Origin of the sequence: Scytonema hofmannii PCC 7110, from assembly GCF_000346485.2 — a bacterium.
GTDB lineage: Bacteria > Cyanobacteriota > Cyanobacteriia > Cyanobacteriales > Nostocaceae > Scytonema > Scytonema hofmannii.
The window spans coordinates 10,286,790-10,299,978 of sequence record NZ_KQ976354.1 but is presented as its reverse complement, the minus strand read 5'-3'; the positions used below and the strand labels follow the sequence as shown (position 1 = coordinate 10,299,978).

At 40.3% G+C, this 13,189-nt stretch carries 15 protein-coding genes; 9 read left to right on the top strand and 6 right to left on the bottom strand.

Features of this window, described 5'->3' with window-relative positions; all coding sequences use genetic code 11:
• The first annotated feature begins 41 nt into the window (after nucleotides 1-41).
• From WA1_RS43535 to WA1_RS43505, 7 genes are all read left to right on the top strand, one after another.
• Entirely contained in the window at nucleotides 42-932 is an 891-nt protein-coding gene (locus WA1_RS43535; protein ID WP_017744604.1) for an SDR family NAD(P)-dependent oxidoreductase, read from the top strand.
• Between the two features lie 28 nt (nucleotides 933-960).
• Nucleotides 961-1,992, top strand: coding sequence for a sucrase ferredoxin (locus WA1_RS43530; RefSeq protein ID WP_017744603.1), 1,032 nt, complete (start codon nucleotides 961-963; stop codon nucleotides 1,990-1,992).
• A gap of 26 nt (nucleotides 1,993-2,018) precedes the next feature.
• Entirely contained in the window at nucleotides 2,019-3,395 is a 1,377-nt protein-coding gene (locus tag WA1_RS43525) for an MATE family efflux transporter (RefSeq protein ID WP_017744602.1), read from the top strand.
• Between the two features lie 116 nt (nucleotides 3,396-3,511).
• On the top strand, nucleotides 3,512-3,847 hold the full coding sequence (locus WA1_RS43520; RefSeq protein WP_026134790.1) for a hypothetical protein: 336 nt from the start codon (nucleotides 3,512-3,514) through the stop codon (nucleotides 3,845-3,847).
• Nucleotides 3,848-3,862: 15 nt separating this feature from the next.
• Nucleotides 3,863-4,744: an oxidoreductase gene (locus tag WA1_RS43515; protein ID WP_017744600.1), complete on the top strand. Its 882-nt coding sequence runs from the start codon at nucleotides 3,863-3,865 to the stop codon at nucleotides 4,742-4,744.
• A gap of 66 nt (nucleotides 4,745-4,810) precedes the next feature.
• Nucleotides 4,811-5,137, top strand: a complete 327-nt coding sequence (locus WA1_RS43510) for a hypothetical protein (protein ID WP_017744599.1) — start codon at nucleotides 4,811-4,813, stop codon at nucleotides 5,135-5,137.
• Between the two features lie 78 nt (nucleotides 5,138-5,215).
• On the top strand, nucleotides 5,216-5,443 hold the full coding sequence (locus tag WA1_RS43505) for an MbtH family protein (protein WP_017744598.1): 228 nt from the start codon (nucleotides 5,216-5,218) through the stop codon (nucleotides 5,441-5,443).
• A gap of 203 nt (nucleotides 5,444-5,646) precedes the next feature.
• Here the strand turns inward: WA1_RS43505 and WA1_RS43500 are convergent, their stop codons facing one another.
• Nucleotides 5,647-6,387: a hypothetical protein gene (locus tag WA1_RS43500; protein WP_017744597.1), complete on the bottom strand. Its 741-nt coding sequence runs from the start codon at nucleotides 6,385-6,387 to the stop codon at nucleotides 5,647-5,649.
• A 571-nt stretch (nucleotides 6,388-6,958) separates the two neighbouring features.
• Between WA1_RS43500 and WA1_RS43495 the strand changes: the two genes are divergently transcribed.
• Nucleotides 6,959-7,720, top strand: coding sequence for a thioesterase II family protein (locus WA1_RS43495; RefSeq protein ID WP_017744596.1), 762 nt, complete (start codon nucleotides 6,959-6,961; stop codon nucleotides 7,718-7,720).
• A gap of 63 nt (nucleotides 7,721-7,783) precedes the next feature.
• Here the strand turns inward: WA1_RS43495 and WA1_RS43490 are convergent, their stop codons facing one another.
• Nucleotides 7,784-8,719 carry a hypothetical protein gene (locus WA1_RS43490; protein ID WP_017744595.1) on the bottom strand — a complete coding sequence of 312 codons (936 nt, stop codon included), beginning with the start codon at nucleotides 8,717-8,719 and terminating at the stop codon, nucleotides 7,784-7,786.
• Between the two features lie 351 nt (nucleotides 8,720-9,070).
• Between WA1_RS43490 and WA1_RS43485 the strand changes: the two genes are divergently transcribed.
• Nucleotides 9,071-9,943: an Rpn family recombination-promoting nuclease/putative transposase gene (locus WA1_RS43485; protein ID WP_017744594.1), complete on the top strand. Its 873-nt coding sequence runs from the start codon at nucleotides 9,071-9,073 to the stop codon at nucleotides 9,941-9,943.
• Between the two features lie 252 nt (nucleotides 9,944-10,195).
• On the opposite strand, the gene WA1_RS43480 is transcribed toward WA1_RS43485, so the two are convergent.
• The 4 genes from WA1_RS43480 to WA1_RS43465 form a co-directional block, all read right to left on the bottom strand.
• On the bottom strand, nucleotides 10,196-11,671 hold the full coding sequence (locus WA1_RS43480) for an IS5 family transposase (protein WP_026135401.1): 1,476 nt from the start codon (nucleotides 11,669-11,671) through the stop codon (nucleotides 10,196-10,198).
• A 201-nt stretch (nucleotides 11,672-11,872) separates the two neighbouring features.
• A complete protein-coding gene (locus WA1_RS43475) occupies nucleotides 11,873-12,178 on the bottom strand; it encodes a CRISPR-associated protein Csx3 (RefSeq protein ID WP_017748326.1) in 306 nt (101 codons plus the stop codon).
• Between the two features lie 123 nt (nucleotides 12,179-12,301).
• Complete coding sequence (locus WA1_RS43470; RefSeq protein WP_017748325.1) at nucleotides 12,302-12,739, bottom strand: type II toxin-antitoxin system PemK/MazF family toxin; 438 nt, start codon at nucleotides 12,737-12,739, stop codon at nucleotides 12,302-12,304.
• A complete protein-coding gene (locus WA1_RS43465) occupies nucleotides 12,736-12,978 on the bottom strand; it encodes an AbrB/MazE/SpoVT family DNA-binding domain-containing protein (RefSeq protein WP_017748324.1) in 243 nt (80 codons plus the stop codon). The genes WA1_RS43470 and WA1_RS43465 overlap by 4 nt, the downstream gene beginning before the upstream one ends.
• Nucleotides 12,979-13,189 lie beyond the last annotated feature (211 nt).

Here is a 13,189-nt window from a genome sequence, read left to right as displayed (position 1 = left end):
CTTTTTCGGTTCAATATCTATTCATCATAGAGGTAACAGATATGGTTCAGAGTACAAAGGGTGCTGTGGTGATTACAGGAACATCCACAGGTCTTGGTCGAGCAACCGCGCTCGAGCTTACTAAGCAAGGGTATCGCGTTTTTGCTGGAGTCCGCACAGAGAAAGATGCTGAGTCGCTAAAACAGGCTGCATCAGGTGATTTAACACCCATTATCATGGACATCACAAAAGCGGAACAAATTAAATCCGCCGCAGAATTTGTCTCACTGGCGCTCGGCGATGAAGGATTATTCGCATTAATTAATAACGCAGTTGCAGCAGTAGATGGACCATTAGAGTGTGTAGCGATAGATGACGTCAGATGGAATTTTGAAGTAAATGTTATCGGTCAAATTGCAGTCACACAAGCATTCTTACCAATGCTACGAAAAGCAAAAGGTCGAATCATCAATATCAGTGCGATTTGCGGCAGATTAGCTCTACCGTATAGAGGACTTTTATCTGCTTCAAAATTTGCGCTTGAAGCAATTACAGATTCTTTACGGATGGAATTACGTTCTAGCGGAATTGAGGTTCTTTCTATCTTACCAGGGGGAATAGTGACCCCAGAACAGGCTGACAAAGTAGAAATAAACTACCAGAAAACATTAGCCAATATGTCACCCGAAGCTAAAGCTATATATGGCAAGAATTACAGAATATGTATGCAACGAGCAGTAGAGGCAAATCGTAGCAAAGGTTTACCACCTGAAAAAATAATAGATGCGATTTTGGAGGCTTTGGAAGCTCGCAAACCTAAAAGGCAATATTTCGTCACGGAATCAGCATGGCGGCTTAAGCTTTCTGCCATATATAAAAGGTTACTTCCACACCAGTATTTTTATGACACTTTTTATTTTGATAATTTACGAAAAAGGTTGGGATTGGATTAAAAATTAGATTGAGCCAGAGATAGTAAATATGCAAACTCAACAAACCTATCAACTTCCTATAACAGATTGTCGTTTTTGCTCGTTGGTTTCCAAAGCAAACGGAGAAGACCCAATTGGTACAGCAGGCACTTGTGACCATTGGTTAATTATGGAGTTCAAACAACCCTGGTCGCAAGAACTCTTTCAGGAAAATCCAATCATCAAGCCATTGATAGGTTTGTTCCAAGAGTTAATAGTCAAGCATGGGGTCAAGCTGAGACCAATGTTGATTGCTCCTGACCGTGAGTACTCTCATCCAGGGTCAACCCGCATGCTGCACTACTATCGTCCTGCCGAGATGTTTTCTGAGTTCGAGAAGCAAGAGTTTGTTGTTCCAGAGGAGGAAGCAACTGCTTTAGTAACAGCAATACTCAAGCAGTTAATGCAACAGCCCAATGATTTATTAAAGTTTCAGCAGTACCAACAACAAACCAGCCACATCCGCGAACTCATGGTTTGTACCCATGCTCAAGTTGACCTTGCCTGTGGCAGATTTGGAACTCCTATATATCGTCGGTTACGCAAGGAATATGCTCCTGCCTCTAATGGAAAGTTAAGAGTGTGGCAAACGAATCACTTTGGCGGTCATCAGTTTGCCCCTACCCTAGTTGATTTACCCCAAGGACACGTGTGGGGACATTTAGAACCAGAAGTTCTTAATTTACTCGTAAACAGAGATGATTCAGTTTTAGGGTTGCGTCAATTCTACCGAGGATGGGCGGGTCTATCCAAATTGGAGCAAATTGCTGAACGCGAAATCTGGATGCAGTTGGGTTGGACTTGGCTCAACTACTTGAAAGCTGGCAAAGTGCTTGCTATTGAAGAAGTTGCTCAAGGACAGGATGCTGATTGGGTGGAAGTACGTATTGATTATGCTGCGACCGATGGCAGTGCATCAGGTGCCTATAAAGCCAGAGTTGAAGTCTGTGGTGAGGTGATCAGTGCCCTGAACTCAGCAAAAGAGATGGAGTTAACAGCAGTGAAGCAGTATTGTGTTAGCCGATTAGTCAAGGTTGAGTAAACAGCAACAAGCCGAGAACTTAAATAATGACTTCACAAAAACAATCTCAAGTCACGAATGAAATCCTCCAAGGCAATCTCGTTAAACTGATGTTCAAGTTATCTATTCCTAGTACTTTGGGAATACTGATGCTTAGTTTGAACACTTTTCTGGATGCTTTATTTGCAGGGCGATTCATTGGTGAAACTGCTCTCGCAGGTATCTCACTTGCGCTGCCGCTTACAGCTATAGTAAATGGATTTGCTCTCTTAGTTGGGGTAGGTTCTGCTTCTGTTCTCAGTCGAGCCATTGGTTCTGGAGATATCAAAACTCAGTCCAAAATATTTGGCAACTTAACGGTAATGAGTGTTGCGATCTCCTTTGTTATCACAATTTTTGGATACAGTTGTGGTGAAGAATTAATTGTATTCATGGGAGGAAGTGGTGAAGTTGCCTCTGCTGGCACTGAATATTTTAAAACTTATATACTAGGTTCAGTATTTTTGATCCTAGCCGTAGCTTCTTGCCAAATCATCAAATCAGAAGGCAAAATCAGATTAGCAACCGTATTTGACTGGATTTTTGTCATAGTTAACATCTTCTTCAATTTTATATTTATCAGTATCTTTCATTGGGGTATTCATGGAATTGCCATCGCTACAGTTATTGCGATGATTGTTTATAGTATTGTCAACTTAACTTATTTTATTTATGGGAAAAGTTACACCCTTGTTAATACCAAAAAGTTTATTCTAGCAATAGATTTACTGCCTGACATTTTATCAGTAGGAGTATCAGCGCTACTTTATCCAGTTATGGGATTGGTTCAAAGTTTTGTGATTTTTAAATCAATCTCTCATTATGGAACAAATAGTGATATTGCTTTCTTTGGAGCAACGGGGAAAGTAGCTTCATTTGTATTGATTCCCGTGAGTGGCTTTGCACAAGCATTACAACCTATAATCGGTATGAATTATGGAGCCAGAAATTATGACAGACTTAAGAAAGCCTACTTAACTTTTGCAATCATTGCCACTCTTTTGTTAATATTAATATGGATACCTCTACAATTATCTCCAAAAATATTTTTATGGTTACTTCTGCCGGATGTGAACTTTACAAATAGTGATGTTCTAAATTTTAGAATTCTCAGTATATTAACACCTGCATGGCCTTTAGCATTCTTTGGTAATACTCTATTTCAATCTATAGGTAAAGGGAAAATTGTATTAATAGTGATTTTATTAAGGAGTATAGTTTTCAATGTGCCGCTAGTGCTAATCTTTGCCAAAATCTGGGGTGTGAAGGGTATATATTATGGAATGACTTTTGCAGACATTTTATTTTTGTTAATAACATTTATATTAACATTTATAGAATTCAAGAATCTCAGAACAATGGAAATGCAAAAATACGAATCATAAACTATCGGTTTTGAATGGTCGAAAATGGTTGTTTTAAAATTTTTTCCAAAGAAATGTCTATTCATCATGTCATAAATGACAACTCATTACTGAACACTCTTAAAAGAGAGGCTCCTATGGCAACAATGGGAAAATACTGCAAAGCATACTCACTCAACAAATTACGTCAGTTCAGTCAATGGACTGAGAATTCGGAAAATATGAGGAAAGAAAAGCACGAAGTCGATGGTACGGAAGTTGAAGTCAAGAGAGGGCTAACGGATGATGATTTTCTCTATTTACAAGAAAACTACGTAGTTACAGATGGGATTTTCAAGGATGAAAATATCATTTTTGACAATATAACTCCCGAATGGAAAGAGTTTTGTCACAAGATCCTTGCATTTGAAATTCCAGTATACGAATCCGTAGAAGTCGGAGCATCAGCAATTCAAAACAAAAGTGATTCATAACTAGGGAGAATTCTTATGGTAACCTCGTCTGTTTCTCATGCACGGGTATGGTTCATCACTGGTAGCTCAAGGGGTCTTGGTCGAGCATTGGCAGAAACAGTGCTCGAGCAGGACGAGACAGTAGTGCTAACAGCACGAAATCCACAGCAGGTAGAAGATTTAGCAGCAAGATTTCCGGGTCGTGCTTTAGCAGTGCAACTTGATGTAACGAAACCCGAAGAGGTGCGGGAGGCAGTGAAACAAGCAATTACCAACTTTGGACGCATTGATGTACTCGTCAATAATGCCGCATGTGAGGTTGCGGGGGTTATTGAAGAAGTCAGCGATGAAGCAGTTCGCAGTCAGTTTGAAACAAACTTTTTTGGTGTCTTAGAAACCCTCCGGGTAGTACTACCTCATATGCGACAACAACGCAGCGGGCACATCCTTAATATTTCATCAATAGCTTGCTTTATGGCCAAATCTGGCGGGGGAATTTATGGCAGTAGCAAACTTGCGCTAGAAGGACTTTCCGGATCGTTAGCTAACGAAGTTGCACCTTTCGGTATCAAAGTCACAATAGTTGAACCTGGTTGGTTGCGTACAGATTTTTTCAGTCGTTCTTATGTCTTAACTGACACCCAAATTGAGGACTATCAGCCATTGATTAGCAGTCAACGCCAGCGTGTGCGGGATATGCAGAACATGAAAGTCAAGGCACCAGGTGACCCGAAGAAAGCTGCTCTGGCGATCATTCAAGCGGTTAATAGCAATAACCCGCCACAGAGATTAGTACTGGGAGCAGATGCAGTCAATATTATGGATGCCGCACTGCAGTTCATCAAAGCAGAACTGGATGCTTGGAGGGAAGTCTCTGTGAATATTGCGTTTGAGGAAGTTGCAGTGGGTAAAAACTGAGTTGTTAGTTATGTCAGACTGCAATACTTCTTAGTTAGGAATTATAAGGTTTTGGGAAAGACTTTTATGAATGAGTTAGTACAACGATTGTCAGAAGGCGAGCATCCTGTCGAAGCAAGCTTACGACCTGAAAAAACAGCCACTGCTTTGAAGGAATGTATTGACCGTGGATATGTTCACATCAAATTCACGAATACTAGGGGAGGGACTGATTTAGGTGTCACACTTGACCCAGAAGCATCTAATTTTAAGGAAGCTGACTTTGAGAACCAAAAGGGTCAGGTTCATATAGTTGGCAACCTAACTCTAAACTATGTGAAAGTTCGATGCATCGCAGATATTAACTTAGCGACCTTAGAGGGGAAAGGACACCTTGAACCTGTGGAGGTATGATATTGTTTGGATTTTAACCGCAGATGAACGCTGATAAACGCAGATAGTTTTGTGTTGTATTCGCCAAAAGGATAAATTATGTATCAAGACGACAAAGAAGATACGACGATTTACAAAGTTGTAGTTAATCACGAAGAACAGTATTCTATTTGGCCAGCTGACCGGGAGAACGCACTAGGCTGGAAGGATGCTGGCAAAAGTGGTCTGAAACAAGAATGCCTGGATTACATCAAAGAAGTTTGGACTGACATGAGACCGCTGAGCCTCCGGAAAAAGATGGAGGAAGTTGCTCGCAGTCAGGGATAAAACGCAAATAAGCTTGCACATTTTATTTATTCGTCATTGGTCATTAGTCCTTTGTCATTTGTATTTAAACTGAACAAAGAACTAATGACTAATAACGTGACCAGCAGAAAAAAGTGCAACATGACAACAAACCCTAATTGAAAAGCGCTTACAAATGGTTACCATAACGGTAAAATCACAATTCATTATTAGGATTGCCATAGCTATTTTCCGTTGATGACAGCGATCGCTGCTTGGGAGGATAAACCGACGCAGGCTGCTAGTTCTTCCAATGCTACTCGTTCTTGTGTGCTCGTACTCAGCATTTCTGTCGCGGCTGCAATATAATCAGGATTGGCAAGTTGGTTGACACTTGCTTGGGAATGAAGACTGGCAATGCGTTCGCTTTCCGAAAACTTTTGCATTCGATAGGCAGCAATTTTCGAGGATTGACGGGCTTGGAGATAAGCAACGTAGTATTTCACCACGGCTACTCGTAGTTTATGCTTAGCTTCACTCCAACGAGCCTTCATGACAGGCAATTGCTGAACAGTCCTGATAAGTTTAATTGGATCGATTGTGACGTTAAGGGACAAACCCTGCTCCTTTGACGCGAGATCGGGCGGTGTGAAATTTGACGTGGTTTGATACGACGCTAATTCTATTTCCACGACGTCCACAAAGGCATTCAATCCCATTGCATCTTTTGTCTCCTGTACAGAGGCAGAGTTGCGCTGAGCAATAACAACCAACTGCTCAATAATTTTGAGATCCAGCTGTGTAATCTCAGTTTGAAGAGGTTCCGGTTTATTGCTGGGATTGGACTTCTCTTCAGATGCAATTGCAAGAAGAGGAATACTCACAAGTGCGATCGCAAGGAAAATCATCAAACTCTGTAGGCAATATCTTGAGAGCCATTGTGCGATCGCCATACGAGTTGATTTATCTGATGCACCACTACCCATTATTTATGACTCTCTTTTTCAAATACAAAGCACGCTTCTGCAAAGGGAGTGTCATTCCCTCTATATACTTCATAAGTCGTCACTAATCCTGTGTACTTACAAAGGACTATACTCACGCAGCCATCTCACAAATCATATCGGAGCGCTCGCGTTGCGTATTTGCAGGATGTTTGTGATAGTTTTGTGGGATGGGCGTCTCGCCTGTCCTTTATATTTCTCTTGTTCGTCTCTTATATTTTGTAACTTAACTTGTAACTTTTGAGCTAACAAGAGAATACTTCTTGAGAGTAGCTGTCAATTACTTGTTGTCATCATAAAAGAAGTACGTAGCATTGAGCAACATAGAATTCATAGAAAATAACTATCATAAACTTCCTTCACCATCAATTTTCGCTATTGTGACATGATTTCTATCTTTTAGGAGATGCTAATCTGTTATATATTTATCTACACACTCACTTCATGCACCGTAACGCACCATCTTCGAGTGCTCCGATCAGATATTTCTTTAACTGAAAATCCCTTACAGTAGTTACCAAGTATAATAGTTAACGTGTAAACTTATTAAGTTATGACTAATACATCAACCTTTAACTCCTGGGTAACCTGTCCAAAACCCAATCTTCAAGCCAACCTGCGTTTATTTTGCTTTCCCTATGCAGGTGGTAGCTCTCTGATTTTTCGCAAATGGTCAGATAGTCTACCCTTAAATGTAGAAGTTTGCCCTGTGGAACTTCCCGGACGGGGAAGCCAAATGAAGCTAGCTCCATTCACTCGACTGGAATCTTTGGTTGAAGCTCTAGCTCAAGCTCTCAAACCACGTTTAGACAAACCATTTGCCTTTTTCGGTCACAGTATGGGTGCGCTTATTAGTTTTGAGCTTGCCCGTTTACTCCGAAAAGAGTACACTTTAGAACCAGTACACCTGTTTGTTTCTGCTCGTCGCGCTCCTCAAATCCCCGACACAAAGCCGCCGATTCACACTCTAGGCGATTCTGAATTCAAAGAAGAATTACGCCGACTCAATGGGACTCCCAAAGCAGTACTGGAAAACGCCGAATTGATGGAACTCCTTGTCCCTATTGTACGAGCAGATTTTGCAGTTTTGGAAACCTATGTTTATAGTTACGAGCCACCCCTTGACTTTCCCATAGCTACTTTTGGTGGATTGGAAGATACAGAAGCTAATTATGAAGAACTGGAAGCATGGCGAGAACAGACAAATTCTGCTTTCTCATTAGAGATGCTTCCAGGTGACCACTTTTTTATCAATTCAGCGCAGTCGCTCTTGCTAGAAAGACTCGCCAAGCGGATGTTGGATTTTAGATTTTAGATTTTGGATTTTGGATTTACAAGGATTTTCAGACTGTGCCAAAACATTTTCGTTCAAAAATCTCTAAGAATTTATGGCTTGCCGTTGAAAAATAATCATCTCACTACCAACAACAGGATTACGCGCTACTAATCTACCTTGAAAGTCAATAATTTCTAAATGGCTAAAATCTAAATCTTTCGAGCGCTGTAGTATATCCGCCGCTAGTTTGTCCTGTTGCGATTGTTTTAGATTGTACCATTCGTTACTAATTTTGATAGTCAGATTGCTGCTGCGGAAGTTAGCTTGAATTGACTGTATCAATTCTGCAGCAAAGCGATCGCTAATCTCTGCTACTTGATTTTCGATAGCTGCAACCAAAGTTTGTTCTGGAGTTAAGACTATCTCTGGTGTTGGAGGGGGAGTTGGTTCTGGCTCTGGCAATGGGCTTTCCTCAACCTGTGGGGGAACTTCCTCCGCTATTGGTGGAGGTGTTTCTTCTGGTTGTGGTGTTGGAGTTTCCTCAGTTTGTGGTACTGGGACTTCTTCTGCAACTGGTGGAGGTGTTTCTTCTGTTGGAGTCGCGATCGTTGCAGGAGGCGCTTCTTGAGTTGGTGGAACAGTGGCTACCTCAGTAGGTTTACCAGAGAGGATAGAGGAAGTTGTCCAGAAGACAATAACAGTAATTCCAGCAATAATCCCTGTTAAAGCTGTATCTGAAAACTTAGTTGATAAATTTTCAGGCAAGAACGAGCGGATTTTTCCTAAAACTGCACTCCACCCTTGTGAAGACGCTCCTCCTCTCGTCTCGACAGCCCCGACTGGAGATTCTGTCTCCAGTTTGTTGACTGTTGCTTCTAAAATTCCAATCGTTCCTCTCAGAATTCCGATAATAAAAGACTTCCAAGCGGGTTGAACTCTTGTGGAAGGCTGAGTTACTTGCTCAACCCTTTGCTGGGACTGACTCCCCTGTGGTTCAGGAGAAGAAGGTGGTTGTGGATTTGGATTGTCTTGTGACATAAAACTTCAATTAAAGCCACCGATCAAGGTTGCTACCTCCTCAGCTAATTTAACACTGCTTTGCCTCAGATCGTGTCGTTTTCTAGCTGTAAAACTAATATTCTCTCAGCTTCATAGTTAGGGTCATGGTTGATTTTAGATAAATAATTTCAGCAAAACATCAAATTATGTAATAAAATATGAAAATTTTGTAAATTGGCTCGTAGTTGCGCTTTAGCGCTAAGGCGCAACTACAAACCAGAATCATTATTTGTTTGTAAATAATAATAGTTCTTACCAAAACTAATTTTCTAAGGGTATATACTGTTCAACACGTCGTAAATCAAACAGATAAACTCAGCAAAATGCCTTATGCGTCGAGATTCGATATTTTACAAACTTTTTCAACAATCGCCTACTTTGCTCTTTGAACTATTGACAAATCCTCCAAACAATGCAAACGCTTATAAATTTGATTCCGTTGCTGTCAAAGAACCGAAATTTGAAATTGACGGCGTGTTTCTACCACCAGAAAATCAAGGTGCAGGAGTGGTATATTTCTGCGAGGTGCAGTTTCAAAAAGATGAACGACTTTACGAAAGGCTATGTGCTGAATCTTCACTTTATTTTTACCGCAACCGTGAGAGATTTAGCGATTGGCAAGCGGTTATAATTTATCCGTCACGCAGTACCGAACAAAGCGATATTCATCCCTATCGCGCATTGCTTAACAGTGACCAAGTACATCGGGTGTATTTAAATGAGTTGGGAGATATTCGTCAATTACCTTTATGGGTAGCGCTGATGGTACTTACTACGGTAAGGGATGAACAAGCCATCGAAGAAGCCAGATATTTGTTAACAAGAAGCAGCCAAGAACAATCTCAACCATCAAGTCGCGCCATAATAGAGATGGTGACAACAATAATAGTATATAAGTTTGAACAATTGAGCCGCAGGGAGATAGAGTCTATGCTAGGAATAACATTGCAGGAAACGCGAGTTTATCGAGAAATCAAGGAAGAAGGACGAGAAGAAGGACGAGAAGAAGGACGAGAAGAAGGACGAGAAGAAGCGACAGTAAATCTCGTTATCCGACAGTTGAACAAGCGGTTTGGAGAGCTTTCTGAGGCAATACGTCTTCAAATTTCCGATTTCCCCTTACCGGTTCTTGAAGATTTGAGCGAAGCACTTTTAGATTTTACCAGTGTGGCTGATTTACAGGCTTGGTTAGAAAGGCGATAAATTAAGTCGTCATAAAGATGCGATCGCTACTGACACTCACATCAATTGACCTAAATCATATACCTTGTTGGAAGGGGGCTATTCCAAAAACTGATAAGTGGGACTCATGAGAGCTATCAGTCTTTTTTTGTCAAGTCCCATTGACAGTTTGTAACAAAATTGTTAAATTTAGTTAGGGCTTGCTGAAAAAGTCAGAAAACAGCAAGATAAGAATTGATTAGTTACTCAACAAGGGTCTAATATAAGCAGATGCTATCTATGATTTAAGGACTGATTATTTTCAATAATAGTAAATGGGGAAAAAGGTGTAGTTTTAAAAAATAGACATAAAAAAGCATAAAATAGCCGCGAGAGCTGAGTAGAAAGATTCATCACTAAAAAAGTAATAGCAATTGCAGTTTCAGAAGTATGAGCAAGTTTCGTCATCACGCGATTGAGGCTAAATCTTCTTTTCCCCTGTCCAAATTTTCCCTCAATACAATTACGAATTCTCTCAGATTCTAAATCTTGTTTCTTTTTTTCTTTACTAACATTAGCTGGGGGTCTTCCTAAAGGAGGTCCGCTCATTATAATACCTCTTTCTTTACACCAAGCTCGGTTCTCTCTTGTGCGATAAATTTTATCAACATGAACAGATTCTGGATAGTACCCTGTGTAATTTTTAAAGGCTTCTACTTGAGCTTTTAAGTCTCCTGATTCATTAAAATTATCCCAACTTATATGGTCTAAAAATATATATCCTTCAAAGCAACTAGCAGACAATTTTGCCCCAAATTCTACCGATTTACCAGCTTTCCCTCGGACAATTGGACGGATATGTGGTTGGGTTAAACTGACAATGCGGTCGTCAATACTCTGTTTTTTATTTTCATACAACCAGAGTTGTTGACGGTAGACTTCTGCAACTACAAGCAACATCTTATATTGTCTGTGACTTAAATCTTCCAGAGAGGCTCCTGAAATAATTAGCTGTTCAATATGAGATAAGTTTCTTTTGATATATTGAAGTTGTTTTCTAATTGCTTTTCTCCTGTCTTTTTGGGAAACGCGACGTTTTTTAGCGACTGCTAGATAATCCTTTCTAGCCCTCTCTCTATAGGTTCTTGGTTTTTTCTCTAATTGACCCAAAGTCTGTTCGTAAAGTAAGTCTATAATTTTCTCTGTCTGTTTTCTTGCTTGATTGAGTAGCTCTAAATCTGTCGGATAGCTGATATCACCCGGAGCACAAGTTGCATCTATTATTAATTTTCCCCGATTTTTGGGTGTCTCACCTTCTTCTTCTGGTGATTCTGTTTTTTTTTCAGATAGTTTAGAAGATGTTGCTTCTAGCATCTTCTTCACCATTTCTTGATTCACTTTGTTAACAAGCTCCACACTAATTCTTTCCCGAAAATGTACCAACATTGATGCATCAAATGGAGCTTCATTACTATAATATGACATTCCTATAAAGTACTGTAGATAAGGATTTTCTTTAATTTGCTCTACTGTTTCTCTATCGCTTATCCCCAACTTTTCTTTGATTATTAATGCCCCTAATGCCATCCGAAAAGATTTGGCAGGTGCTCCCATCTCTACTGAGAAAAATGAAGAATATTCTTCTTCAAATTCTGTCCAAGGAATGAAAGCAGCCATCATTACCCAACGATTATCTTCTGATAACTTGCCCTCGAACGGGAGTTCAAAGTTTTCAGTTGGGATTGAAGTTTGTCCCTGTTTTCGGTACATGGTTACTAACAGCATACTTGATGCTGCCGATCGCAGTGATGCAAGCATTTTTGGCTATTCTACCCTCCTCTCTTGCACCTGAATATACTTCTATAGTCTGAGAATTTAGAGACTGTCTCCTTTTTTTCTTTTTCAGCAAGCCCTAAGTACTCATTGATTAAGCAGTGGTAGAAACATCAACACCAAGAACCTCAATTCAAATTAATCAATCAAGTCTCCTAACTTATACGCTGGATTGTGTGTGATACAAATCACATATTTACCTAATTTAGGGTCAAAGCAACCAACTGCACCGTAAAGGTGAGCCACTTTATGTGCGATCGCAAATGCTACTGGTATGGAAGCCGGTCCATTAACCTTAAGTAGAGGACCTCCTGTAAGTTCTCCTGAGTCAATCATTTGTTCGAGACGGGCGGTCGTATCTTGGACAATCCGGTCATTTTGGGCGGCTTCTCCAAAATTGACTCGCAAAACCTCGTCTTTAAGCTCCATCTTGTAAGTTGTCATTTCATTAACCTCTCAACTCATGGCTCTATCATACTCCCTACTGGAAGATGCATCTTCCAGTAAGCATTCCAAGCTCCCCAACTTTTTTGAGAAGTCGGGGAGCTGAGCAAATTCATAAAGCTCTTACAGAATCAAAGTTTCAATTCTTGCTTGTACTTCTTCCATTAAGTCCTGTTCCACTTTCTCTACAAACACGACTTTTCTGGCTTTCCAATCTAAAGATTTTACTTGGTCGGTTAAAATGACTCCTTTCGTTTTCATACCATCCATCAGCGCGACCTCAAAACTCAGCCCTTTCTTGTGAGAAGTGATGGGACAAGCCAAAACCATAGAAGACATTTTGTTGTACTGAAAGGGAGACAACACTAAACCAGGGCGGTAGCCTTGCTGCTCGCGCCCTTGACGTTCTAATTCAGCATTCAATGTCTTGGCGATTTCTTCAAAAGACATACCTGAGTTTTTCAACGTAAATGCCCGTTTGATTAAATCCGCCGTAATTTCGACTAATCCAAATTCTAATTTAACGATATCACCTCGCTCTGGAATATATGAACTGCTCACCAAATCTCATTCCCCACAGCGCTTCCGGTATTAATTTCAGGATGAAAATTATCTGGTGTCATGCCTTCTAGAAGTTGGTCAAGTGTATATTTTTTTCTCTTTTGAGGCGTAATCACAATGCTATCACCTGAAATACTGATACTCACATGAGTACCTTCCTCAACTTGTATTCGATCGGCTACTGCTTTAGGAATGCGAATGGCTAAGCTGTTTCCCCATCTAGATATGACTGTGCTCATAAATCAATACCTTAAATTGTTTTCCTTAGAGAATTACAAATCTAAATGCAAACCTCACACAAATGGACTTATGTGATTTATTCTATTTTAGTATATACATTGTAGATACTTTTTGAAGACAAAGAATAGATTCTGACTCCCTTCTCCCTAAGGGAGAAGGGCTGGGGATGAGGGCGAATATGTTCCTTCTTGGAAAACTCTGCTTCCAATT

Bases quoted from the DNA above. Each gene is read 5' to 3' on its own strand.
- WA1_RS43535 (WP_017744604.1), top strand. From the start codon at position 42: ATGGTTCAGAGTACAAAGGGTGCTGTGGTGATTACAGGAACATCCACA.
- WA1_RS43530 (WP_017744603.1), top strand. From the start codon at position 961: ATGCAAACTCAACAAACCTATCAACTTCCTATAACAGATTGTCGTTTT.
- WA1_RS43525 (WP_017744602.1), top strand. From the start codon at position 2,019: ATGACTTCACAAAAACAATCTCAAGTCACGAATGAAATCCTCCAAGGC.
- WA1_RS43520 (WP_026134790.1), top strand. From the start codon at position 3,512: ATGGCAACAATGGGAAAATACTGCAAAGCATACTCACTCAACAAATTA.
- WA1_RS43515 (WP_017744600.1), top strand. From the start codon at position 3,863: ATGGTAACCTCGTCTGTTTCTCATGCACGGGTATGGTTCATCACTGGT.
- WA1_RS43510 (WP_017744599.1), top strand. From the start codon at position 4,811: ATGAATGAGTTAGTACAACGATTGTCAGAAGGCGAGCATCCTGTCGAA.
- WA1_RS43505 (WP_017744598.1), top strand. From the start codon at position 5,216: ATGTATCAAGACGACAAAGAAGATACGACGATTTACAAAGTTGTAGTT.
- WA1_RS43500 (WP_017744597.1), bottom strand. From the start codon at position 6,387: ATGGGTAGTGGTGCATCAGATAAATCAACTCGTATGGCGATCGCACAA.
- WA1_RS43495 (WP_017744596.1), top strand. From the start codon at position 6,959: ATGACTAATACATCAACCTTTAACTCCTGGGTAACCTGTCCAAAACCC.
- WA1_RS43490 (WP_017744595.1), bottom strand. From the start codon at position 8,719: ATGTCACAAGACAATCCAAATCCACAACCACCTTCTTCTCCTGAACCA.
- WA1_RS43485 (WP_017744594.1), top strand. From the start codon at position 9,071: ATGCGTCGAGATTCGATATTTTACAAACTTTTTCAACAATCGCCTACT.
- WA1_RS43480 (WP_026135401.1), bottom strand. From the start codon at position 11,671: ATGTACCGAAAACAGGGACAAACTTCAATCCCAACTGAAAACTTTGAA.
- WA1_RS43475 (WP_017748326.1), bottom strand. From the start codon at position 12,178: ATGACAACTTACAAGATGGAGCTTAAAGACGAGGTTTTGCGAGTCAAT.
- WA1_RS43465 (WP_017748324.1), bottom strand. From the start codon at position 12,978: ATGAGCACAGTCATATCTAGATGGGGAAACAGCTTAGCCATTCGCATT.